This window comes from Streptococcus sp. NM, assembly GCF_003390135.1.
GTDB lineage: Bacteria > Bacillota > Bacilli > Lactobacillales > Streptococcaceae > Streptococcus.
In genome coordinates, this window is the sequence record NZ_QUOS01000001.1 from 609,107 (window position 1) to 633,418 (window position 24,312).

Genomic DNA, 24,312 nt, shown 5'->3' on the forward strand with positions numbered 1-24,312 from the left:
TGTTTCTCATGTCTTATAAAGATTTAAAAGAGTGTAAAATCATCACAGCCTTTATTACTCCCTTCCACGAGGATGGTTCCATCAACTTTGATGCCATTCCAGCCTTGATTGAGCATCTGTTGGCGCATCATACGGATGGAATTCTTCTCGCAGGTACCACTGCTGAGAGTCCGACATTGACTCATGATGAAGAGTTGGAGCTCTTTGCGGCTGTACAAAAAGTTGTCAATGGACGTGTTCCTTTGATTGCGGGTGTGGGTACCAATGATACGCGTGACTCTATTGAGTTTGTCAAAGAAGTAGCAGAATTTGGTGGTTTTGCTGCTGGGCTTGCTATTGTTCCTTACTACAACAAACCTTCGCAAGAAGGAATGTACCAGCACTTTAAAGCCATTGCAGATGCTTCTGACCTACCAATTATTATCTATAACATTCCAGGTCGTGTGGTTGTCGAATTAACTCCAGAAACCATGCTTCGCTTGGCTGATCATCCAAATATTATCGGTGTCAAAGAATGTACTAGCTTGGCTAATATGGCTTACTTGATTGAGCACAAGCCAGAGGAGTTCTTGATTTATACAGGTGAGGATGGAGATGCTTTCCATGCTATGAACCTTGGTGCGGATGGAGTTATTTCTGTTGCATCCCATACAAATGGGGATGAAATGCACGAGATGTTCACTGCCATTGCAAAAAGCGATATGAAGAAAGCTGCAGCTATTCAGCGCAAGTTCATTCCTAAGGTTAATGCCCTCTTCTCATATCCAAGTCCTGCTCCTGTCAAGGCCGTTCTAAACTATATGGGATTTGAAGCTGGCCCAACACGCTTACCTCTTGTTCCAGCACCAGAAGAAGATGCCAAACGCATTATCAAGGTTGTTGTAGATGGCGACTACGAAGCGACTAAGGCAACTGTAACAGGGGTTTTAAGACCAGATTACTAATAAAGACAATAAAATCCATGACCGAATGAACGATCATGGATTTCTTATTTTCCTAAACAGAATTGGCTAAAGAGTTGGGTAATGAGTTCATCAGGAGCAGCATCTCCAGTGATTTCTCCGAGAATTTCCCAAGTACGGGTCAAGTCAACTTGAAGCAAGTCAACTGGCATCCCCAGTTCAAGACCTTCATTAACAGCTTGAAGGCTCTCAACAGCCTTTTCAATTAGGGAAATGTGACGTGCGTTTGATAGGTAGGTTGCGTCTTGCTCAACCAAACCAGCATTTTCAAAGAAGAGATTGTTAATACGCTCTTCGATCTTATCAATGTTTTGGTTTTTAAGAACTGAAATACGGATGACATCTTCTGGAAGCTCAGAAGTTTCAATCGCTTCTGGCAGGTCGGTTTTGTTAAGAAGAATAATGCGATTAGTCTCCCGACTGATTTCTAGGAGTTGGCGGTCTTGGGCGGTTAGTGGTTCACTGGCATTTAGCACCAGTAGAACCAAGTCAGCTTCCTTAAGAGCTTTTTTCGAACGCTCAACACCAATTTGTTCAACGATATCATCTGTTTCACGGATTCCAGCTGTATCAATCAATTTAAGTGGAACACCGTTGATGTTGACGTATTCTTCGATGACATCTCGAGTTGTACCAGCAATGTCTGTAACGATAGCCTTGTCCTCACGTAAGAGGTTGTTGAGGAGGCTGGATTTTCCAACGTTAGGACGGCCGATGATAGCTGTTGAAATTCCCTCACGGAGGATTTTGCCGCGACGGGCTGTCCTAAGGAGATTAGTTAGTAATTGTTCAAACTCCATAGTCTTCTCACGGACAACAGCAGTAGTGGCTTCCTCAACATCGTCGTACTCAGGATAATCAATATTGACCTCGACTTGGGCAAGTGTATTGAGGATTTCTTGACGGGTATTATTGATAAGATCAGAAAGGGAACCATCTAATTGTTTGACCGCAATGTTCATGGCCTTGTCAGTCTTGGCACGGATGATGTCCATCACTGCCTCAGCCTGTGTCAAATCCACACGACCGTTTAGAAAGGCACGTTTGGTAAATTCACCAGGTTCTGCCAACCGAGCTCCTTCACGGATAGCTAGCTGGAGAATCTCATTGGTCACCGCAATCCCACCATGGGTGTTAATCTCGATAATATCTTCACGAGTGAAGGTTTTTGGAGATTTCATAGCCCCAACCATGACTTCGTCCATGACTTTACCAGTTAGTGGGTCGACGATATGGCCATAGTTGAGGGTGTGACTAGCAACATTGGTCAAGTCTTTTCCTTTAAAAATTTTCTGTGCAATAGCAAAACTGTCTGTTCCGCTCAGGCGGACAATACCAATAGCCCCTTCACCTAGTGGAGTAGATATAGCAGCGATGGTATCAAATTCACGTGTAATCATAATGTTTCCTTTAATTAATAGCTCTTTTCTTGGAAATTTTCCCAAGTATCCTTTCAAATTGTAACAAATTTGAACTATTTCTTCAATGGATGCTACTTGGAGATTGAAAAAGCCTAAGCAATTCTGCTTAAGCTAGCTTATTTGGTGCGCATTTCACCTTGTGGGAAGTAAGTTCCTTCAGGCATGTCGTTGATGATGACATGGACAGCAGATTGAGGTGCTCCAGTGTTACGGACAACAGCTTCCGTTACTTCCTTAGCAAGAGCCTTCTTTTGCTCGAGCGTGCGTCCTTCAAATAAATCGATGCGTACAAATGGCATAATAGCTTCCTCCACTAGTTTTTGATTTCTTCTATTTTACCACATTTTGCCGTTTAAAGCTTAAGAAAATTATGATATACTAGAATGTAGCAAAAATTTAGAAATGGACGTGAAGCAAGAAACATGGCACAGTTGTATTATCGTTATGGGACCATGAACTCTGGAAAGACAATCGAGATTCTCAAGGTGGCCTATAACTATGAGGAGCAAGGAAAAGGTATTGTGATTATGACCTCGGCTCTGGATACGCGTGACGGTGTTGGCTATGTGTCGAGTCGTATTGGCATGAAACGCCCTGCCATTGCGATTGAGGAAACAACTGATATCTTCGGCTATATCCGAGACCTACCTGAAAAACCATACTGTGTGTTAGTTGATGAAGCCCAGTTTCTCAAGCGTCATCATGTTTACGACTTAGCTCGTGTTGTCGATGAGTTAGACATACCTGTCATGGCTTTTGGTTTGAAAAATGACTTTCGCAATGAACTGTTCGAAGGTTCTAAGTATCTCTTGCTTTTAGCAGATAAGATTGATGAGATTAAGACCATTTGCCAGTATTGTAAGAAAAAGGCGACTATGGTCTTGCGAACACAGGATGGACTGCCCGTTTACGATGGAGAACAGATCCAGATTGGTGGTAATGAAACTTATATCTCAGTTTGCCGTAAACATTATTTTGCGCCTGAAATCAATAAGGAGAATGAAGAAAAATGAACATCTATGATCAACTACAAGCTGTAGAAGACCGTTATGAAGAATTAGGAGAGTTGCTCAGTGACCCAGATGTGGTTTCGGACACCAAGCGTTTCATGGATCTCTCAAAAGAAGAGGCTTCAAGCCGTGATACAGTGACGGCTTATCGAGAATACAAACAAGTCCTTCAAAACATCGTTGACGCTGAAGAGATGATTAAGGAATCAGGTGGAGATGCTGACTTGGAAGAAATGGCCAAGCAAGAGCTCAAAGATGCCAAGGCTGAAAAAGAAGAATACGAAGAAAAACTGAAAATCTTGCTCCTTCCTAAAGATCCAAACGATGACAAGAATATCATCCTTGAAATCCGTGGCGCTGCTGGTGGAGACGAAGCAGCACTTTTCGCTGGAGATTTGCTAACCATGTACCAAAAGTATGCTGAAGCTCAAGGATGGCGCTTTGAAGTTATGGAAGCTTCTATGAACGGTGTCGGTGGTTTCAAAGAAGTCGTTGCCATGGTTTCAGGTCAGTCTGTTTACTCTAAGCTTAAGTACGAATCAGGTGCCCACCGTGTGCAACGTGTCCCTGTGACAGAAAGCCAAGGTCGTGTCCATACATCAACTGCCACAGTTCTTGTCATGCCTGAAGTGGAAGAAGTTGAATATGATATTGATCCAAAAGACCTTCGTGTCGACATCTATCACGCCTCTGGTGCTGGGGGACAGAACGTCAATAAGGTTGCGACAGCCGTTCGTATCGTTCACTTGCCAACCAATATCAAGGTTGAGATGCAGGAAGAACGTACCCAGCAGAAAAACCGTGAGAAGGCCATGAAAATCATTCGTGCCCGTGTTGCTGACCACTTTGCTCAGATTGCACAAGATGAACAAGACGCTGAGCGTAAGTCAACAATCGGTACTGGTGACCGTTCAGAACGGATTCGTACTTATAACTTCCCACAAAACCGTGTCACAGATCACCGTATCGGTTTAACCCTCCAAAAACTAGATACCATTTTATCTGGTAAATTGGACGAAGTTGTGGATGCCTTGGTGCTCTATGACCAAACACAAAAATTAGAAGAATTAAACAAATAATGAAATTAGCTCAATTATTTTCAGATTTTGAAGAAGAGTTGATAAGACAAGGAGAGGAAGCTGAAAGCCTCTCTTTTGTCTATCGTAGCCTGAAAAATCTATCTTTTACTGACTTTGTTTTTGCCCTCCAGCAGGAAGTGACGGAAGAAGAAAAACTATTTGTAGAGGAAATTTACCAGCAGTTAGCGGCTCATAAACCAGCCCAGTACATTATTGGTTATGCAGATTTCTTCGGAATGCATTTAACAGTTGATGAGCGGGTTTTGATCCCTCGTCCAGAAACAGAGGAGTTAGTGGAGCTTATCCTGTCTGAAAATCCTGAGACGAATCTTTCAGTTCTGGATATTGGAACAGGTAGTGGAGCTATTGCTCTCGCTCTAGCAAAAAATAGACCAGATTGGTCAATGACGGCAGCAGATATTTCACAAGATGCTTTAGATGTAGCCAGCGAAAATGCTAAAAAGCAAAATCTTCAATTATTTTTAAAAAAATCTGACTGTTTTACAGAAATTTCTGAAAAATATGATATAATTGTTTCCAATCCACCCTATATCTCTCGTGAAGATACGTCAGAGGTCGGCTTGAATGTTTTGCATTCAGAACCTCATCTAGCTCTCTTTGCAGACGAGGATGGTCTAGCTATTTACCGTAGAATTGCGGAAGATGCAACAGACTATCTCAAAGATGGTGGTAAGATTTACCTTGAAATTGGATACAAGCAAGGTCAAAGTGTTCCTGAACTTTTTAGGAAATACCTTCCTGAAAAAAGAGTACGAACGCTCAAGGACCAGTTTGGTCAAGATAGGATGGTTGTGGTTGATGATGGACAGGATTAGACAAGAGTTGGAAAATAGTGGAGCTGTCGTTCTTCCTACAGAGACAGTTTACGGTCTCTTTGCCAAGGCTCTAGACGAAAAAGCAGTTGACCATGTTTACCAACTTAAACGTCGTCCAAGAGACAAGGCGCTTAACCTCAATATCGCCTCTCTAGAGGACATCTTGCACTTTTCTAAGAATCAGCCAACTTATCTACAAAAACTTGTAGAGACCTTTTTACCAGGTCCCTTAACCATTATTCTCGAAGCTAATGACCGAGTTCCCTATTGGGTCAATTCTGGTCTTGCAACCGTTGGATTTCGGATGCCGAGTCACCCTATCACACTGGATTTGATTCGAGAGACAGGTCCCTTGATTGGGCCGTCTGCCAATATTTCAGGTCAGGCAAGTGGAGTGACATTTAATCAAATTCTAGAGGATTTTGACCAAGAGGTTTTGGGTTTGGAAGACGATTCTTTTCTAACTGGACAGGATTCAACTATTATAGATTTGTCTGGAGACAAGGTGAAAATCTTACGCCAAGGGGCGATTAAGCGAGAAGATATTCTTACTCAGTTGCCAGAGATTTTTTTTGAGGAGGCTTGAAATGCTAAGAGATTTGCAAGAAACAGATGTGAAAGCTATTTGTGACATCAACCAAGAGGCTTTGGGCTATTCTTTTAGTTCAGAGGAAACGGCTAGTCAACTAGCTAGACTGTCTCGGAATTCACATCATTTCCTACTTGGCTATGAGGATGCAGCTAGTCATGTCTTACTTGGATATGTCCACGCTGAAGTTTACGAATCCCTCTATTCCAAAGCAGGATTTAATATTTTAGCTTTAGCAGTTTCACCTCAAGCGCAAGGTCAAGGTATTGGTAAAAGCTTATTACAAGGGTTGGAAGAAGAAGCAAAAAGACGTGGTTATGGGTTTATCCGCTTAAACTCTGCCGATCATCGTCTGGGTGCTCATGCATTTTATGAAAAAGTTGGTTATACTTGTGATAAAATGCAGAAACGGTTTATTCGCATCTTTTAGTTTAATTTTCTTATAAGAGAATTAAACTAATGGACTAGTCACACAATAAAGGAGAAGACCTATGATTTTTGACAAAGATGATTTTAAAGCATATGATGCTGATCTCTGGAATGCTATTGCCAAAGAAGAAGAACGCCAACAAAATAACATCGAGTTGATTGCTTCGGAAAACGTGGTTTCCAAGGCTGTTATGGCGGCTCAAGGGTCTATCTTGACAAACAAATATGCCGAGGGTTACCCAGGACGCCGTTATTATGGTGGAACTGATGTGGTAGACGTGGTAGAATCTCTAGCCATTGAACGCGCAAAAGAAATTTTCGGTGCAAAATTTGCCAATGTCCAACCACACTCAGGAAGCCAAGCCAACTGTGCAGCTTACATGGCCTTGATTGAGCCAGGTGATACCGTTATGGGGATGGACTTGGCCGCAGGTGGTCACTTGACTCATGGGGCTCCTGTTAGCTTCTCAGGTCAAACCTACAACTTTGTTTCTTACAGTGTTGACCCTGAAACGGAACTCTTAGATTTTGATGCTATCTTGAAACAAGCTCAAGAAGTAAAACCAAAATTGATCGTAGCAGGTGCTTCAGCCTATTCTCAAATTATCGACTTTTCAAAATTCCGTGAAATTGCGGATGCTGTTGGTGCTAAGCTCATGGTGGACATGGCCCATATCGCTGGATTGGTTGCTGCTGGTCTTCACCCAAGTCCAGTGCCATACGCCCACATCACGACAACAACGACCCACAAAACCCTTCGTGGCCCTCGTGGTGGTTTGATTTTGACCAATGATGAAGACCTAGCTAAGAAGATCAATTCAGCTATTTTCCCTGGTATTCAGGGAGGTCCTTTGGAACATGTTGTGGCTGCGAAGGCTGTTTCCTTCAAAGAAGTTTTGGATCCAGCATTCAAGGAATACGCTGCTAATGTTATCAAAAACAGCAAAGCTATGGCGGATGTCTTCTTGCAAGACCCTGTTTTCCGTATTATTTCTGGAGGAACTGAAAACCACCTCTTCCTTGTGGATGTGACTAAGGTTGTAGAAAACGGAAAAGTTGCTCAAAACTTGCTGGATGAAGTCAATATTACCCTAAATAAAAACTCAATCCCTTACGAAAGCTTGTCACCATTCAAGACAAGTGGTATTCGTATCGGAGCAGCAGCCATTACTGCACGTGGATTTGGTGAAGAAGAAAGTCGAAAAGTGGCTGAACTCATCATTAAAACCCTCAAGAATGCAGAAAATGAGGCTGTCTTAGAAGAAGTGAGAAGTGCAGTCAAAGAATTGACAGATGCTTTCCCATTATACGAGGACTAAAACTTTTATGGACATTTATATTAAGAAAGCTATTATTCATCAGTTTAGCCCGGATGATACCGAGCTATTTCTAGCGGATAAGTTTCTCAATATTACTCCAAAAATCGAAGAATATCTGCGTAAAAAAATTGAACGTGTGTATTCAGATGAAGCCAAGACTGGGATTTTCGAAGAAGAAAATCCCTTCTTCAATCACATCACAGATGATTTGTTGGAGACATCAGTAACACTGGCTAATCTCTGGAAAGAGGAGTTCAGTATTTCAGAAAATCTCAAGACCAATGACTTGATTTTTGTACAATTTTCTAAAGAAGGAGTGGAACATTTCGCTTTCTTGAGAATTGCCCTGCGGGAGACCTTGACTCACCTCGGAGGAGAAGTTGATAATCCAATCAAGCTGACTCAGAATAACCTGCCTGGATTTGGAACGGGTGCTGACGAAGCCTTGGTGGTCAATCTTCAGAGTCGCAAGTACCATCTGATTGAAAAACGCATCAAGTATAACGGGACTTTTTTGAACTATTTTTCAGATAATCTCCTTGCCGTAGCCCCTAAGATTTCACCAAAGAAATCTATCAAAGAACTAGAAAAAATGGCCCAGAGAATTGCTGAGACTTTTAACACAGATGATTTTCAATTTCAATCCAAGGTCAAATCAGCGATTTTCAATAATCTAGAAGAAAGCAATGAATTGTCACCTGAAAAATTGGCCAACGACCTTTTTGACAATAATCTGACGGCTCGTTTGAGCTTTATTGACCAAGTCAAGGAAGCTGTACCAGAGCCTGTTCAATTTGATGAAATTGATGCCAGTCGTCAGCTTAAAAAATTTGAAAACCAAAAACTCTCCTTGTCAAATGGAATTGAGCTCATCGTTCCCAATAACGTCTATCAAGACGCTGAGTCTGTTGAATTTATCCAAAACGACAATGGAACCTACTCTATCTTAATCAAAAATATCGAGGATATCCAAAGTAAATAATGTTTAAACGAATTCGAAGAGTGCTTGTACTAGCAGTCTTCCTTTTTGCTGGCTATAAAGCTTACCGCGTTCACCAAGATGTCAAGCAAGTCATGACCTATCAACCCATGGTGCGAGAAATCTTGAGTGAAAAAGACACACCAGCAAACGAAGAGCTTGTGCTCGCTATGATTTATACTGAAACAAAAGGAAAAGAAGGCGATGTTATGCAGTCTAGTGAGTCTGCAAGTGGTTCTACCAACACTATCAATGATAATGCCTCTAGCATTCGGCAAGGTGTTCAAACTCTGACAGACAATCTCTATCTAGCGCAGAAGAAGGGTGTTGATGTATGGACAGCTGTTCAAGCCTATAATTTTGGACCTGCCTATATCGATTTTATTGCCCAAAATGGCAAGGAAAACACCCTAGCACTGGCTAAACAGTATTCTCGTGAGACTGTTGCCCCCTTGCTTGGTAATACCACTGGAAAGACTTATAGTTATATTCACCCCATTTCCGTTTTTCACGGTGCTGAACTCTATGTAAATGGAGGAAACTATTATTATTCTAGACAGGTGCAACTCAACCTTTACATCATCAAATGTTTCACTCTCTTTTCGACATCTGGCTAGACCAGGTGTTTTTGTTATAAGTTTTCTTTAAGATAGATATATTACTCTAGAAAGGTAAAGGAGGAAAATCCCTATGAGAAAGAAACTCTTTCTGACTAGTGCTGCGGTCTTGTGGGCAGTAACATCTATGAATAGCGCCCATGCAGCAACTGATGTTCAAAAAGTCATCGATGAAACCTATGTCCAACCTGAATATGTCCTAGGTTCATCATTGTCTGAAGATCAAAAAAATCAAACCCTTAAAAAACTAGGCTACAATGCCTCAACAGACACCAAAGAACTCAAGACCATGACACCTGATGTCTATTCTAAGATTATGAATGTGGCCAATGACTCTAGTTTACAGTTGTATTCATCAGCCAAAATTCAAAAACTAGGTGACAAGTCGCCACTTGAGGTCAAGATTGAAACACCTGAAAACATCACTAAGGTGACTCAGGATATGTACCGAAATGCAGCAGTAACCTTGGGTGTGGAACACGCCAAAATCACTGTAGCAGCTCCTATTCCAGTTACAGGTGAGAGTGCTTTAGCAGGTATCTACTATTCGCTAGAAGCTAATGGAGCCAAGGTGCCGCAAGCCAATAAAGACCTGGCTCAAGAAGAGTTGAAGGCTTTGTCAGATATCAATGCTGAAAACAAGGACAAGTCAGGCTATGATGCTAATAAATTAAACGTTGCCCTAGCTGATATCAAGTCAGGACTCGCCAAAGCTAAAGAAAGCAAGGGAAATCTGACGGAGGAAGATGTCCGTAAAATCGTTGAAGATACCTTAAAAAATTATAAACTGGATCAGGTTATAACAGGAAACCAAATCAATATCATTATCAATTTTGCTTTGAATCTATCGAAGAGTGATATCCTCAGCAATGCAGACTTCACTAAAACCCTAAATGACCTTAAACAAAGTATCGTATCACAAGCTGGAGACAGTTTTAAAAATATCAACCTTAACTTTGATACAGATAAGGCGTTAGAGGACGGTGGGAACTTCTTAAGCTCTCTCTGGCAAGCCATTGTCAACTTCTTCAAGAGTTTTGGTTCTTAAGAAAAATCATGGTATAATAGATGGTAACCGTAATGTTGCCGTCTTTTTTGTCGGCCAATAGAAAGAGAATAGAATGTTAAAGAAAAATGATATTGTAGAAGTTGAAATTGTTGATTTGACCCACGAAGGTGCAGGGGTGGCCAAGGTGGATGGTTTGGTTTTTTTTGTAGAGAATGCTTTACCGAGTGAAAAAATCCTCATGCGAGTTCTCAAGGTTAATAAAAAGATTGGCTTTGGTAAAGTTGAAGAATACCTTGTTCAATCACCACACCGTAATCAAGATCTAGATTTGGATTACCTGCGTTCAGGAATCGCGGATTTGGGTCATCTTGCCTATCCAGAACAGCTCAAGTTTAAAACCAAGCAGGTTAAGGACAGTCTATACAAGATTGCTGGAATTGCAGATGTAGAGGTTGCTGAAACGCTTGGTATGGAAAATCCAGTCAAGTACCGCAACAAGGCACAGGTCCCTGTTCGTCGAGTAAATGGTGTCTTGGAAACTGGATTTTTTCGTAAGAATTCTCATGACCTCATGCCTCTAGAAGATTTCTTTATCCAAGATCCTGTGATTGATGAGGTAGTAATAGCCCTACGAGACTTGCTCCGTCGTTATGACCTGAAACCTTATGATGAAAAGGAACAATCTGGCTTGATTCGTAATCTTGTGGTACGTCGCGGACACTATTCAGGACAAATCATGGTTATTTTGGTAACAACTCGTCCTAAAGTTTTTCGAGTGGAGCAATTGATTGAACAACTAATCAAGCAGTTCCCAGAGATTGTGTCTGTTATGCAAAATATCAATGACCAGAACACTAATGCTATTTTTGGTAAGGAATGGCGCACACTTTATGGACAAGACTTTATCACTGACCAGATGTTGGGAAATGACTACCAAATCGCTGGACCCGCTTTTTACCAAGTCAATACTGAAATGGCGGAGAAGCTCTATCAAACAGCCATTGACTTTGCTGAATTAAAAGAAGATGATGTGGTCATTGATGCCTATTCTGGTATCGGGACGATTGGCCTCTCTGTTGCGAAACACGTTAAGGAAGTTTATGGTGTAGAGGTTATTCCAAAAGCGGTTGAGAATAGCAAAAAGAATGCTCAGCTGAACAATATTTCAAATGCCCACTATGTTTGTGACACAGCTGAAAATGCCATGAAGAATTGGCTCAAGGAAGGTATTCAACCAAGCCTTATCCTAGTGGACCCACCAAGAAAAGGCCTCACGGAAAGCTTTATCAAGGCAAGCAGTCAAACAGGGGCAGACCGCATTGCTTATATCTCCTGCAATGTCGCAACCATGGCGCGTGATATCAAACTCTACCAAGAGTTAGGATATGAACTGAAGAAAGTCCAGCCGGTTGATTTATTTCCGCAAACGCATCATGTGGAGTGTGTAGCTTTGCTGGTAAAAGCCTAGAAACCTTGTAACGAAAGGGATAATCAAAAGCCTTGATTGTAAGGCTTTTTTTGTTTTTTATGATAGAATATAGGTAGTTATAATCGAGAGTAACTAAGAAGCAGTAACAAATATTACATATAAAATAATAAAAATAAGGAAGATAAAATGACAGAAATTGACAAAAAGAATTTAAAAAATTATCTTTATTGTACATTTGGAATTACTTATATAGCTTGGGGACTTTTTGCCATATTTACTCAATCTCATATTTTGGGATTAGAAACATTTATAGGGAGAATGTTACATATAGTAGGTGCACTTGGTCCAGCTATTGCAAGTGGCTTTTATTTGAAAAGGAATAATATAAAATTTAAACATTTTGTATTTAATAAAAGAAAAAATAGTAGTATTTACTTCATTATTCATTTGTTAGCAATTTTGATACTATTCTCTGTATCTTCCTTAGAATTAAACGGAGTATCAATTTATCTGATGCCATTATTCTTTATACAACTAATTTTTTTTGGTGGTGGACATGAAGAATTAGGATGGAGAGGAATATTACAACCATTACTTGATAAAAAATATACTTATTGGCAATCTAATTTGATTGTAGGATCAATTTGGGGAATATGGCATCTGCCTTTATGGTTTATAGTTGGAGAAAGTCATCAAGGATTTCCTTTTATTTTATTTTTTATATATACATTATTTTTAAGTTTTGTTTTAGGGCTTCTTTACCATCAAACCAAATCTGTGGGATACTGTGTATTATTTCATGCATTCGCAAATTTGTTAAATCTCTATTTTGTGTTAAAAATTAATCTTATTTTTATTATCATTTTTATTGGTTATTTGATTTATACGATATTGGCTAGTAGTAGAATTAGTAAGGAAAAGTAATTTTAACTTTAGATTAGTATATCAATTATTGAAAGTAACGATTTGCTAATTAGATGATCTATGTTAGAGAATTATCTATTATAATTTAAAGTGGAGTGATGAATGTCGTTTCTTTTGAAGTTGCGAAAATCTTTCCGTTCCACAGTATCATTTTAAAATGATTTTCATTGCCTTTTGTTTATTAGTATAAAAGAAGAATATTAACATACGTTGAGGCGGTATCACTGCTTATTCAAACTGATTAAACAAGGATGTAGCTAGTGAAAGTCCTACAGTAAGGAGTTTAAACATGAAATTCCATGAATTTGGGGATAAGAACTTACCTCCTATCTTACTAATACACGGTGGCGGCAGTTCTTGGTGGAATTATCTTCGTCAAGCACGTATCTTGTCAGAAAAATACCGTATTATTCTACCCACTTTGAATGGCCACGGCGAGGAATATCAACTTGATTATGTTTCTACTGAAGATTCGGCTTTGGAGATTCTAGACTATATCAAAGCAAACTGTGGTGGGAAATTGTTTTCAATCGGTGGTGTTTCACTTGGTGGTCAAATTGCCATGGAGCTTTTATCTTTAGATAGTGAAATTGCTGAGAAGGCCATTATAGACGGAAGCCTCTGTATTCCTCAACCAAGGTTAGCTAAAATCAGCATCTTTCTAGTGTCTCTATTTGGTAAACTGATGTTCAATAAATTCTCTTGCAAACTTCAGTTAAGCATGATGAATAAACTCTATCCTAAACTGGCTTATCCAGAGGAAATAAAAGCTTATTATTTGGAAGATCTGCCAAGGACGCCTGTCAAAACATTGGTGACCATTTACAAAAACTATATGGGGCATTACAAGCTGAAAGATATGATTTCTGCTAGCAAGGCTCATGTTCTGTATATCTATGGTGAAAAAGAATTGAACTGTGTGAAAGTCTCAGCGAAATTATTTCATCAGCTACATGCAAATACAATTTTGTATGAAGCAAAGGGCTATAATCACGGCTATTTGTCAGCTTACCTGCCTCAAGAGTGGATTGATTTAGTGGCACTGTTTTTAAAGAGTGATTCATTAGAAATGTTTAACGAATCTGATATGCCATAAGGAGGAAACGAATGCTAGGTGCAATAGTTGGAGACATTGTAGACTCTGTTTACGAATGGAACAATATCAAAACGAAGGATTTTCCTTTATTTCTTGAGGATTGTTTTTTCACGGATGATACGGTAATTCCGAACCGTTGAATGTGTAAGCTTGTTAGTGAAACATTTTTAATATTCATAAGATTTAAAGTTGATTACAAAAAAAGGAAGTATTATCATGGGAGTATTCGATGATTTTGAGTACAAAGAAAAATGCAAAAATGAAGAAAAAGTAATTGAAGTACTTAAAAAGATTTTAAGAGCAATTCATCTAAATAATTATAGTGAGATTATGGATTGTGTTGATGGTTCAGAAGTTGATGATGTAAGAGAGTTACTAGAATATATTTACGATTCATTACAATTAAATGATTTTGATAAAATTGATGAATATGGTATAGAATGTAATTTCCATCCGAATTATGAGTATTCTCAACTACAAGTTTATGAATTTAATGATCAAACTGGCTTTGCTGCTGAATATGAGATGACCTCTAATTCTGAATTAGTAGATTTAACCCTACAATTAGAATTTTTATACAACGAGGATGGTTACAAATTAACTTCTATAGATGTAGATCCTGGATAATCTTTAGTTAAATATCTTCGTTATGTAATACATGTGTATACTAAGGATAGATAATTAGGTTGTAAGTTGCTTAAATCTTGGTTGGTTTTTCAAATATCGGAAGGATTAATGATGTATTTATTAGAATTGTACCAAAACAATTATTCAAAGGATTTAGTCGTATTTGAGACTTTAGAAGAAGGGAAAGCCTTTGTAGCTCAAATCCCTGGATATACTCTAGAAAATGAAGATGGTTTTGAAGTAGAGTATGTTAATCCTAAACACTTGCCGGATTATATGGAAATTGTCTTCAATGGAAATATTGTCCCTTTATCTAGATTTTCGTTTGACCCTGAGAAAAATGTTGAGATCATTTGGAAAGAAATTTCGAATCTGTCCCTTAAAAACAATAAATTAATCGAAGGCGCTACAAAAGTAGATGCGTATGTCATCAATAACTATGAAGTGATAGCCTATATCGAAGCAAGAGAAAAAAACTTCCACAAGGCAAAAGCTTTCTTAGAAAGCAAAGGGTATGAAGTGGATAGAAGCTATTTCGGAAGTGAAGATGGCGAAGCGATTCTCTATAGAAAAAAGGAATCAAAGATTGGCACTTCTTGTGTCACCTAGATCCAATGTTTGTAGAAATTGAAGATGTAGAGGGATATATGGAAGAAGAGCTGGAAGAAATGCAATAGTCAACAAAAGTTCCTTGTGAGTATATATCTTTGAAGATAAAGCTCAGCTAAATATTTCACTTTTACATTTCTAGGCGAGACGCTTCAAAGCTCCATTAGAGCTTTGAACTCTGCAAACAAATTTTATTAAAGAATGCTAAGAAAAATATAAAGAGTAAAGTGGATTAAATCTGAAACTTTTTCATTGGTAACATCATCTATAATAGCAATGGTAACATAGGTACAAATATAACTGATCTTAAGAAGAAAGTTGCTATTAGTTCAACACCAATAGTAAGGTGAGATAGAACTATAGATGTTAATATAGATTTACTTATGAGTGATCTTTACTTTTTGATCTGAGATAACTAAATATCATTGGTTGTTAAAGATGTTTTATTAGACGACAACGTAGATAATCGATAAAAAGTTATCTATAAGAATGATTGATAAAGGAATTAAAAATGAGAACAAAAAATTTACCACCATATGCCCCTACTTTAATAGAGTCAACTAGAGCAATTGGATATTCACTTGAGACAGCAGTGGCTGATATTATTGATAACAGTATTGCGGCAAATGCAAAAGATGTTATTATTAATTTTTTTCCAATAGACGATGCATATATTACAATTCTTGATAATGGTAAGGGAATGACAGAGGAAGAAATTGATGTTGCTATGCAATATGGGAGTAAGAATCCAATAGAAGAGAGAAGTGAAAAAGATTTAGGCCGTTTTGGTTTAGGGTTAAAAACAGCATCGTTATCACAATGTAGATGTCTTACTGTTATCTCTAAGCAAGGGAGGTATATAGTTGGACGTCAATGGGATATAGATCATGTTTCCGAAGTCGGTGATTGGTCTTTAAATGTTTTGGAAGAAGAAGATATTTGGTGTATACCTCAAATTGACAAATTGGTAAAAAACGAATCTGGTACATTGGTGGTATGGCAAAAATTAGATCGTTTGAAGGCTGGAGAGTTTAATTTTGAACTATCGTTAGGTCGAAATATTGACCATGTCAGAGATCATCTTTCTCTTGTTTACCATCGTTACTTAGCAGGTGAATCAGGTATCACAAAACTTAAAATTTCAATTAATGGCGAAAATATCAAAGGAATAGATCCGTTTTTATCTGAGAAAAGTGTTCAAGTTATGGATGATGAAACATTAGTTATTCATGGAAATAAGATATTAGTTCGACCTTATGTACTTCCTCACATATCTAATCTGTCATCTGGAGAAATAAAATTACTTGGGGGTAAAGATGGACTACGAAAACAACAAGGTTTTTATATATATAGAAACAAAAGATTGTTAGTTTGGGGTACTTGGTTCAGAATGATGCGGAAAGGAGATTTATCAAAACTTGCCAGAATTCGTGTTGATATTCCAAACACGTTAGATCATCTGTGGACTTTAGACATAAAGAAATCATCCGCATCACCTCCAGCAGAAGTTAAAAAGAACTTGGAGGTAATTATTAATCAAATTGCTGAGAGGAGTAAAAGAACTTGGACCTTTAGAGGAAAAAAAGAGGTAAGTGATACCGAAACCCACGTGTGGAATCGCATGAAAAATAAGCAAGGCGGATTTTATTATGAAGTTAATCGCGAGCATCCTCTTGTACAACAAATAATTAAAGCATATCCCGATATAGAGGTGTCATTAAATGCATTGTTGCAACAGATTGAGATGGGATTGCCACTTAATCAATTATATGTGGATTTGAATAATGATGAGCAAATTATCAATGATAATGAGCAGTCAGATGGAGAAATAGTAAAATCACTACAGGAAATGATTACGATGTGTGCTGACAAGCAAGAAAAATGTAATCTGCTTGATGCCATTGCTTGTATTGATCCATATTCGTCACATCTTGATATAGTAGAGAAACTTAAGGAGGAGATTTTGAAAAATGATTAATCCAAATGTCGAACAATTAGAAAGTTTAATTTCCGCAGTTGTTAACAATCTTTATAAGGAAGTTCCACCTACAGAAGATGAATTTTTGGAGAAAGCAACGTTGTTAAGAAATACAAATGCACCTATTATGCCGGTTTCAGATGATGAATTCACAGAGATTATTTCTAGACTCAAGCAATCATTAGTCATCCGGATGGATGTAGGAGTATATATTAACGATCGTAATAACGGGCATCAGTCCTGGTTGCCTTCTAAGAGAGCAGATTTCGATTTCTTCTTTTGGAATAGATACAAGAAGTACCTGGAAGAAATTAAACATTGGAATCCAAGAGTTACAACAAATCTAGGAAAAGTTTCTGATGAAATATTAGATTTATGTGGCGATCCATCAGAAGATCATTTTGCAATAAAAGGGCTGGTGCTTGGTGACGTGCAGTCTGGTAAAACAGCTAATTACACAGCTATTTGCAATAAAGCAGCAGATACTGGTTATCGAATTATTATTGTTTTAGCTGGTATGCAGGAGAACTTACGTAAGCAAACACAGGAAAGATTAGATGCCGAATGCACCGGAAGAAAGAGCGAATATTATCTGGATCCTAAAGCTGAACAGGGTATAAAGAATCAGCCGGTCGGAGTAGGAAGATATGGAGCAGATAAAAAAATCGTTGCGTTTACTTCTGTAACTAAAGATTTTGATAGCGGTATTCTGAGAAACAATAATTTGGGCATCGAAAATGTTAATTGTCCTGTTATTTTAGTGGTGAAGAAGAATAAAAGGATTTTGAATAACTTAATCAAGTGGCTGTCAGATAATAATACGCAAAATGCCGCCGGACAGATTGATCTTCCGCTTATGCTAATTGATGATGAGGCTGACAACGCATCAGTTAATACGAAAGACGAAGATTCTCAGCCTGCTGCAATTAATGACTGTATCAGACGTTTATTGAATTTATTCAGTAAAACTACTTATTTAGGTATTACAGCAACGCCTTTTGCAAATATTTTTATTGATCCGGAAAAAGACGATGATCTCTTTCCAGCTGATTTTATTTATGCGCTGTCTGCTCCTACTAATTATATTGGCGCGGATAGGATATTTGGTGAAAATTCTGATAGCGATCACATGCTCCAAGAGATTGATATAGAAGAGTTAGAAGCGTGCTTCCCTCCGAAACATAAAAAAGACTTTGTGGTAGAAGATTTACCAGGGGATCTATATGAAGCCGCATATTATTTCTTGTTGCTAAATGCAATTCGTGACTATAGAGGTGATCTTACAGAACATAGATCTATGATGGTACATATAAGCCTTTATACCAATGTTCAAAATCAGATACAAGAAATGCTGAATGTTTGGTTAGATCTGGTAAAATCGGATGTTAGAAACTATGCTAAATTACCACTTTCTCAAAGTGAAAAAATCAGAAACATAAAAGCAATGCATGTTGTTTGGGACAAGTACCATTTGAGCGGAATTGTGGGAATAGAATGGGAAAACTTGCTTAAAAATTATTTGCATAAGGCAATTTCCCCTATTGAAGTTCGTGCGGTAAATATGAAAACTGGTGCTGCAAGCTTAGACTATTTTAATCATAAAAATGATGGTTTACGAGTGATTGCAGTAGGTGGAAATAGTATGTCTAGAGGTTTGACGTTAGAGGGGCTTGGCGTAACATATTTCCATCGTAATACAAAGATGTATGATACTTTGTTGCAGATGGGGCGTTGGTTCGGATATAGACCAAATTACGAAGATGTTGCAAAGGTATGGATGACACCAGAAGCAATCGATTGGTACGGACAAATTACTAGAGCAACAGCTGAACTTAAGGAAGAAATCTCGAAAATGAGAAACGCGAATCAAACTCCTAGAGACTTTGGACTGAAAGTTCGACAAGATCCTGGCGCATTAATCGTGACCGCGCGAAACAAAATGCGTACAGCAACTAATTTGACGTGTCCTGTTACAGTCTCTGGTAATTTACTTGAGACACCTAGATTAAAGGCATTAAAAAACATTTTGGCTTCAAATGAGACAGCATTCAAGAATTTTGTAAATTCATTGAGTAGTATTGGAGATAGATTTTTTGATGAAGAGCGTACGAGAGGACATTATTACTGGAAAAATGTTCCTGGGGATAATATTGCTCAATTATTGTTAGATTTCGAGACAAATCCATGGCATTTGAGTTTCAATGGTAGGGCACTTGCGGAATTTATAGAGAGTCATCGTTGGAGCGATGGATGGGATGTAGTATTGATAAAATCTGGAACTGGTATTCCATACGATGAGACGTTGCAGTGTGGTGAAGAAATATTAGAGATCGAAGGGACAGAAAAAAGAAAAATTTTAGCTGATAGGAAAATGATCAGTGTGAGTGGTACTAAGTTACGTGTTGGAGCTGGTGGATGCACACGAATTGGATTAACGAAAAAAGAGATTCAATATGCGGAAGAAGCATATAGAAACATACCAGGAAATGAGAATAAGAAAAATATTCCGGACAAAGCGTATTTGATAGCCAACAGAGATCCTATTTTAATGCTACATATAATACAAGCCGACTATTCAAAGTCTGAGAATAAAGATTTACCTGAATTTTTATTTGCGTTAGGAGTGGGATTCCCTAACACTAGTGGCTCCACTGAAACTGCAAATTATAAGGTTAACTTAATTGAGTTGCGAAATTGGGTGGACGTTTATGACAATTATGATGACGATGAGGATATGTAATGAGTGGTAAAGAAAATGAATTAAGAGAAAAGTGGAATACTATTAATTACTATTCTGGCGGAGCATTGAAATTATCTGTAAAGCATCCGCTTGAGTGGTATGTTCGATATGCAACGCCGGAGCATAAGTCTGTCGTAATAGTGAGCCAAAAGGCAATTAAAAAAATAGATTCGTCAAAATGTATCGATGCTTCATGTAATCAGAGGAAGGATGGAAAATATGCAATTTCCTTTACATTGATGGATCGAAAACAGGAAGATGTTTTCATAACAATGGCAGGAGATATTATCGAGTATTCCAATGTAGAAACTGATGATATTGCATTGCTTAAGGTATTGCGCAGATATAACGCATGGTTAAAACTATTAGACCATAAAAGCAATGCGGTATTAGGTAGTAATACACAGAAAGGTCTCATTGGAGAGTTGTTGTTCCTGCAGGAAAAGATAGAAAATGGAATGCTACCGTCTGTTGCTTTAGCAGGCTGGGTTGGTTCAGAAGGAGCAGATCAAGATTTTGTATATGCAGATTGTTGGCATGAGATTAAATCTACAGGTGCTTCATCTTCAGAAATATCAATTTCTTCTGTTGAGCAATTAGATAGAAATGATGAAGGAGAATTGGTTATTTATCGTATCGATAAATGTGCACCGGATCAACCAAAATCATTCACGTTATATGGATTGGTTCATGAGGTAATAGAGTTGATTTCACGACACGGCGAAAATCCAGATGAGCTAATATTAAAACTTGGCGCTGCAGGTTATATTGACATGAAAGAATATGATAAACAGCATTTTAGTGTGTCATCAAAGCAAGTATACACTGTAAATGAATCATTTCCGAGAATACGGAGAGTTGATGTTCCGACAGAAATAACGAATGCTGTTTATCAGATAGATATCCCTAGCATAAAAAGCTGGGAAAAGTAACGAAAATGGGAGGATGTTAGCATGGATTCTACCGAATTTAAAAAAGATTTTATAGAGAGTATAAAAACTGCTGCAGCAGTTACAGGAGAAGGGTCATGTGCATCCTTTGTAGATAATATGGCGCAGTATCTAATTGATGCTGAGGCGTTATCAGATTTCACACCGTCTTTTTATAAAGGTAAAAGTGGGCGTAGTAATTATAGAGTAGACGGTTATGTATACGATGAATTCGATAATACGATGAATCTTATTATTGCGGATTTTGATGGTAATGATTTGGAACGCCGACTTACCGGAACCGCTGCGAATAAGGATTTTGGCTTGCTTATGAAATTTCTTGATGCAGCATTGACAACTAATTTATATCAAGAAATAGAGATGAGTACACCATGTGCAGACTTAGTAGACCTTTTAAGGTACAACAAAAAGGCGATTCGTAAATATCGTTTTCTTGTATTTACCGATGCAGATATGAGTGCTGCTATAAAGACCGTAGAAATTGATGACTATAATTCTATTCCGGTAGAAGGTCAGATATGGGATATTGATCGTTTGTTCAGAGTCTGTTGTTCAGAGCAAGGCCGTCAGATTATTGAGATTGACTTTAAGGAATATTGTGGTGAAGGTATTCCGTGTATAGAAGCTAGCTCAGCGTCTACAGAACAGTACAGTAGCTATCTGGGAGTAATTCCTGGAACTGTTTTGGCTGATATATATGACAAGTATGGAAGTAAACTTTTGGAGGGAAATGTCAGATCATTCTTATCTACTAAAGTGGCGGTCAATAAGAAAATAAGAGGTACTATCTTGAACAATCCGCAGATGTTTTTTGCGTTTAATAACGGTATATCAGCAACTGCAATGGATGTTGAGATAGAGGATACAAACCATGGAAGATTTATCACATTTGTTAGAGATTTTCAGATTATTAATGGTGGACAGACAACGGCCTCTATTTCAAATGCAAGATATAAAGACAAAGCAGATTTGTCATCTATTTTTGTGCAAATGAAATTGACTTCAATTGATGAATCAACACCAGAAGAGTCAGACGAGTTGATCAGAAATATTTCTAGATCATCAAACAGTCAGAATAAGGTTAGTGATGCAGACTTTTTTGCATCTCATCCATTTCATCGTCGTATGGAACAAATATCAAGACACTTATTTGCACCGGCATCAGAAGGCGCACAGTATGAAACGAAATGGTTTTATGAAAGAGCAAGAGGACAATATCTGCAAGAACAAATGCGCTTGACACCTGCCAAGAAAAAACAATTTGAGTTGCAACATCCTAAAAATAAGGTAATTAAGAAAACAGATCTTGCAAAGGTTCAGAATACATGGAGAGGATTCCCTCAGGTTGTAAGTAAGGGTGCGCAGACCAATTTTAATTCGTTTGCAGAGTACATTGATGAGCAATGGAATGCAAATGAGGAACAGTTTAATGAGAGATATTTCCAAACTACTGCAGCCTTGATTCTTTTGTTCCAATATTTAGAGAAGACTATACCAAAACAGCCTTGGTACGAGGGTGGATACCGTGCAAATATCATATATTATACATTGGCACAATTTAGAAGATTGTTACATAGCCAATATCAAGGACAAGAACTTGATTTGATGTTGATATGGAATAGGCAGAGTGTGCCTGAACAAGTGGGTACAGTTTTAATAGCATTGGCAGAGTTGGTCCTTCTACGAATAACTGATCCGTCAAGAAAAGTCGCAAACGTTACTCAGTGGTGTAAGAGAAATGATTGTTGGGAAGATGTGAAGAAAATACATTTAGATATTCCTAAAGATATTGAAAATTGTTTAATTACTATTGATGAACAGAAGGCGGCACAGAAATCTGCTAAGAAGGAGCAGAAAGTCGTAAATGAAATACAGGCTCAGACGACGGTGGTTAATCATCCTGTAGAAATGTGGATGCGACTCTCAGAGTTTGTAGTTAGAAATCATATGGTTACACCAACGGATGTGTCTGCATTAACGATTGCATGTAAAATGCCTGATAAAATACCAAACACCTATCAATGCAAACGATTACTTGCATTGCTACGCAAAGCCTCCGAAGAAGGCTTTAATATTGAAGCGTAATATGGAGGAACTATGTTTAATACAATAGATTTGTTTGCTGGTGCCGGGGGATTGAGCCTGGGATTTATACAAACAAAGAACTTTGATATAAAAGTTGCATATGAATTTAATCCTGCAATGCAGGAAACATATAAGAAAAATCATCCGGGAGTAGATGTATTTGGTGATGTTAGAGATGCTAACTATACAGAAATAAAAGAAAAATATGGCGATATTGATGTAGTAATTGGAGGACCACCTTGTCAGGGTTTTTCTAATGCAAATAGGCAAAAAAATCATGCAATAAGCCAGAATAATTCCCTGGTGAAACAGTATATTAGAGCAATCTTAGAACTAAAACCTAAGGCATTTGTAATGGAAAATGTGAGTATGCTTAGATCAGATGTTCATAGATTCTACTTATGTGAGGATGACCTAGAATTAGTGGATAGTAATGTGATTGAAACTGCTAATACGGAGTTGGCTTTACTGGATGCTGAGTTTATGTTTGATGGGGCGATTAATGTTGTGCAGTCTGAGCAAGAAATTGCTCGATATAAATGGGATGATTTTGATTATCTCGAATTGAACGTCATCTATAAAGCGTCTAAGAATGTAACCAAATTTAAAGATGTATTGGAAAAGCACAGACCGCGTTTGATACAAATATCAGAAAAGCACACCGAGCGAAATGAAGATGATTTCATTATCAACGCTGATAATGTTGCGTTTAATGCAATGCTGGATTATTACGCTGGAAAAATAAAAGAATCTCAGATCAAGACACTAATTGAACCGGCAATTATGTACCAAAGAATGATAAGTAAGGCGCAGGAAATATTTGAAAACGATATTGTGGTCGATAGCTATACCGACAATAAAGGACTGATAGCTAATATACGTTCATATGCAGTTTTTGATTATTTAAAGGCAAAGCTAAAGGGGACCAATGATGACGACGGATATGCAATTTCGGCAGATGTTCTTTCTGCAACTCAATTTGGAGCTCCGCAAAAAAGAATGCGTTTTGTAGTAATGGGTATTCGTAAAGATATTACTGATGAAGTGAAACTTCCGGAAGGAAAATTTAAAGATAGTCCATATAGGACAGTTGCGGACGCGATTAAAGATTTAGAAGATATTGAGCCGGTCTATAATGTATCTGATGATAAAAATGGCATAAAGCTACAAGCTAAAACTGATTTAAGTGATTTGGCTCAGGCACTTCGTGATTCTAAGATATTGCATAATCATATTATAACGAAAACGACACCAACAGCTATGGAGCGTTTTAAAGCGTTAGATCAGGGACAAAATTTTCATTCCTTATCTGATGAAATGAAAACAAACACTTATACAGATGTTACAAGAACCCAGAACACGATCTATCTTCGTTTAAAATACGATGAGCCGTCCGGTACCGTTGTCAATGTGCGTAAATCAATGTGGGTGCATCCTACAAAAGACAGAGCAGTAAGTATAAGAGAAGCAGCTCGTTTGCAGACCTTTCCGGATAGTTTCATTTTTTGTGGAACAAAGGATAAGCAATATCAGCAGGTGGGAAATGCGGTGCCGCCTATAATGGCAAAAGCTATAGCAAAGAAATTAGCTAACCAGCTTAATAAAGCATTATCAAAGAACTAAG

At 38.1% G+C, this 24,312-nt stretch carries 22 protein-coding genes and 1 pseudogene; 21 read left to right on the forward strand and 2 right to left on the reverse strand.

Going from position 1 to position 24,312, the window contains the following annotated elements; genetic code table 11:
• Window positions 1–8: 8 nt before the first annotated feature.
• Entirely contained in the window at window positions 9–944 is a 936-nt protein-coding gene (gene dapA / locus DXN33_RS03175) for a 4-hydroxy-tetrahydrodipicolinate synthase (RefSeq protein WP_115904303.1), read from the forward strand.
• A gap of 44 nt (window positions 945–988) precedes the next feature.
• On the opposite strand, the gene mnmE is transcribed toward dapA, so the two are convergent.
• Both mnmE and DXN33_RS03185 read right to left on the reverse strand, forming a co-directional pair.
• Window positions 989–2,362: a tRNA uridine-5-carboxymethylaminomethyl(34) synthesis GTPase MnmE gene (gene mnmE / locus DXN33_RS03180; RefSeq protein ID WP_115904304.1), complete on the reverse strand. Its 1,374-nt coding sequence runs from the start codon at window positions 2,360–2,362 to the stop codon at window positions 989–991.
• Between the two features lie 137 nt (window positions 2,363–2,499).
• Window positions 2,500–2,682, reverse strand: a complete 183-nt coding sequence (locus DXN33_RS03185; protein ID WP_001117401.1) for a 4-oxalocrotonate tautomerase — start codon at window positions 2,680–2,682, stop codon at window positions 2,500–2,502.
• A 123-nt stretch (window positions 2,683–2,805) separates the two neighbouring features.
• On the opposite strand from DXN33_RS03185, the gene DXN33_RS03190 reads away from it, so the two are divergent.
• From DXN33_RS03190 to DXN33_RS03285, 20 genes and pseudogenes are all read left to right on the forward strand, one after another.
• Window positions 2,806–3,396, forward strand: coding sequence for a thymidine kinase (locus DXN33_RS03190; protein ID WP_115904305.1), 591 nt, complete (start codon window positions 2,806–2,808; stop codon window positions 3,394–3,396).
• Complete coding sequence (gene prfA, locus DXN33_RS03195; protein WP_050974110.1) at window positions 3,393–4,472, forward strand: peptide chain release factor 1; 1,080 nt, start codon at window positions 3,393–3,395, stop codon at window positions 4,470–4,472. The genes DXN33_RS03190 and prfA overlap by 4 nt, the downstream gene beginning before the upstream one ends.
• A complete protein-coding gene (gene prmC / locus DXN33_RS03200) occupies window positions 4,472–5,308 on the forward strand; it encodes a peptide chain release factor N(5)-glutamine methyltransferase (RefSeq protein ID WP_115904306.1) in 837 nt (278 codons plus the stop codon). Before prfA ends, prmC begins: the two co-directional genes overlap by 1 nt.
• Window positions 5,292–5,894, forward strand: coding sequence for an L-threonylcarbamoyladenylate synthase (locus tag DXN33_RS03205; RefSeq protein WP_181897275.1), 603 nt, complete (start codon window positions 5,292–5,294; stop codon window positions 5,892–5,894). The genes prmC and DXN33_RS03205 overlap by 17 nt, the downstream gene beginning before the upstream one ends.
• Window position 5,895: 1 nt before the next feature.
• Window positions 5,896–6,327 (forward strand): GNAT family N-acetyltransferase, encoded by a 432-nt coding sequence (locus DXN33_RS03210; protein ID WP_115904308.1) that lies wholly within the window; start codon window positions 5,896–5,898, stop codon window positions 6,325–6,327.
• Window positions 6,328–6,388: 61 nt separating this feature from the next.
• A complete protein-coding gene (gene glyA, locus DXN33_RS03215; RefSeq protein ID WP_115904309.1) occupies window positions 6,389–7,645 on the forward strand; it encodes a serine hydroxymethyltransferase in 1,257 nt (418 codons plus the stop codon).
• Window positions 7,646–7,652: 7 nt separating this feature from the next.
• The gene (locus DXN33_RS03220; RefSeq protein WP_181897276.1) at window positions 7,653–8,627 is read left to right on the forward strand and encodes a nucleoid-associated protein; all 975 of its coding nucleotides are present in this window, start codon (window positions 7,653–7,655) and stop codon (window positions 8,625–8,627) included.
• Complete coding sequence (pmp23, locus tag DXN33_RS03225; protein WP_077805151.1) at window positions 8,627–9,241, forward strand: cell wall hydrolase Pmp23; 615 nt, start codon at window positions 8,627–8,629, stop codon at window positions 9,239–9,241. The genes DXN33_RS03220 and pmp23 overlap by 1 nt, the downstream gene beginning before the upstream one ends.
• Window positions 9,242–9,314: 73 nt before the next feature.
• Window positions 9,315–10,289: a DUF1002 domain-containing protein gene (locus tag DXN33_RS03230; protein ID WP_115904311.1), complete on the forward strand. Its 975-nt coding sequence runs from the start codon at window positions 9,315–9,317 to the stop codon at window positions 10,287–10,289.
• A 73-nt stretch (window positions 10,290–10,362) separates the two neighbouring features.
• Window positions 10,363–11,718, forward strand: coding sequence for a 23S rRNA (uracil(1939)-C(5))-methyltransferase RlmD (gene rlmD / locus DXN33_RS03235; RefSeq protein ID WP_115904312.1), 1,356 nt, complete (start codon window positions 10,363–10,365; stop codon window positions 11,716–11,718).
• Window positions 11,719–11,865: 147 nt separating this feature from the next.
• Window positions 11,866–12,603 carry a CPBP family intramembrane glutamic endopeptidase gene (locus DXN33_RS03240; RefSeq protein ID WP_115904313.1) on the forward strand — a complete coding sequence of 246 codons (738 nt, stop codon included), beginning with the start codon at window positions 11,866–11,868 and terminating at the stop codon, window positions 12,601–12,603.
• Between the two features lie 289 nt (window positions 12,604–12,892).
• The gene (locus DXN33_RS03245; protein ID WP_115904314.1) at window positions 12,893–13,699 is read left to right on the forward strand and encodes an alpha/beta fold hydrolase; all 807 of its coding nucleotides are present in this window, start codon (window positions 12,893–12,895) and stop codon (window positions 13,697–13,699) included.
• 11 nt (window positions 13,700–13,710) lie between these two features.
• Window positions 13,711–13,839, forward strand: a complete 129-nt coding sequence (locus DXN33_RS09775) for an ADP-ribosylglycohydrolase (RefSeq protein WP_115904315.1) — start codon at window positions 13,711–13,713, stop codon at window positions 13,837–13,839.
• Window positions 13,840–13,915: 76 nt separating this feature from the next.
• Window positions 13,916–14,326 (forward strand): hypothetical protein, encoded by a 411-nt coding sequence (locus DXN33_RS03255; RefSeq protein ID WP_115904316.1) that lies wholly within the window; start codon window positions 13,916–13,918, stop codon window positions 14,324–14,326.
• A gap of 111 nt (window positions 14,327–14,437) precedes the next feature.
• Window positions 14,438–15,003, forward strand: a pseudogene (locus DXN33_RS03260) (hypothetical protein).
• 443 nt (window positions 15,004–15,446) lie between these two features.
• Window positions 15,447–16,913, forward strand: coding sequence for an ATP-binding protein (locus DXN33_RS03265; RefSeq protein WP_115904317.1), 1,467 nt, complete (start codon window positions 15,447–15,449; stop codon window positions 16,911–16,913).
• Window positions 16,906–19,653 carry a Z1 domain-containing protein gene (locus DXN33_RS03270; RefSeq protein ID WP_115904318.1) on the forward strand — a complete coding sequence of 916 codons (2,748 nt, stop codon included), beginning with the start codon at window positions 16,906–16,908 and terminating at the stop codon, window positions 19,651–19,653. The genes DXN33_RS03265 and DXN33_RS03270 overlap by 8 nt, the downstream gene beginning before the upstream one ends.
• On the forward strand, window positions 19,653–20,585 hold the full coding sequence (locus tag DXN33_RS03275) for a PD-(D/E)XK motif protein (RefSeq protein ID WP_115904319.1): 933 nt from the start codon (window positions 19,653–19,655) through the stop codon (window positions 20,583–20,585). Before DXN33_RS03270 ends, DXN33_RS03275 begins: the two co-directional genes overlap by 1 nt.
• Before the next feature lie 21 nt (window positions 20,586–20,606).
• The gene (locus tag DXN33_RS03280) at window positions 20,607–22,688 is read left to right on the forward strand and encodes an AIPR family protein (RefSeq protein ID WP_115904320.1); all 2,082 of its coding nucleotides are present in this window, start codon (window positions 20,607–20,609) and stop codon (window positions 22,686–22,688) included.
• Between the two features lie 12 nt (window positions 22,689–22,700).
• Entirely contained in the window at window positions 22,701–24,311 is a 1,611-nt protein-coding gene (locus tag DXN33_RS03285) for a DNA cytosine methyltransferase (protein ID WP_115904321.1), read from the forward strand.
• The last annotated feature ends 1 nt before the right edge of the window (window position 24,312 follow it).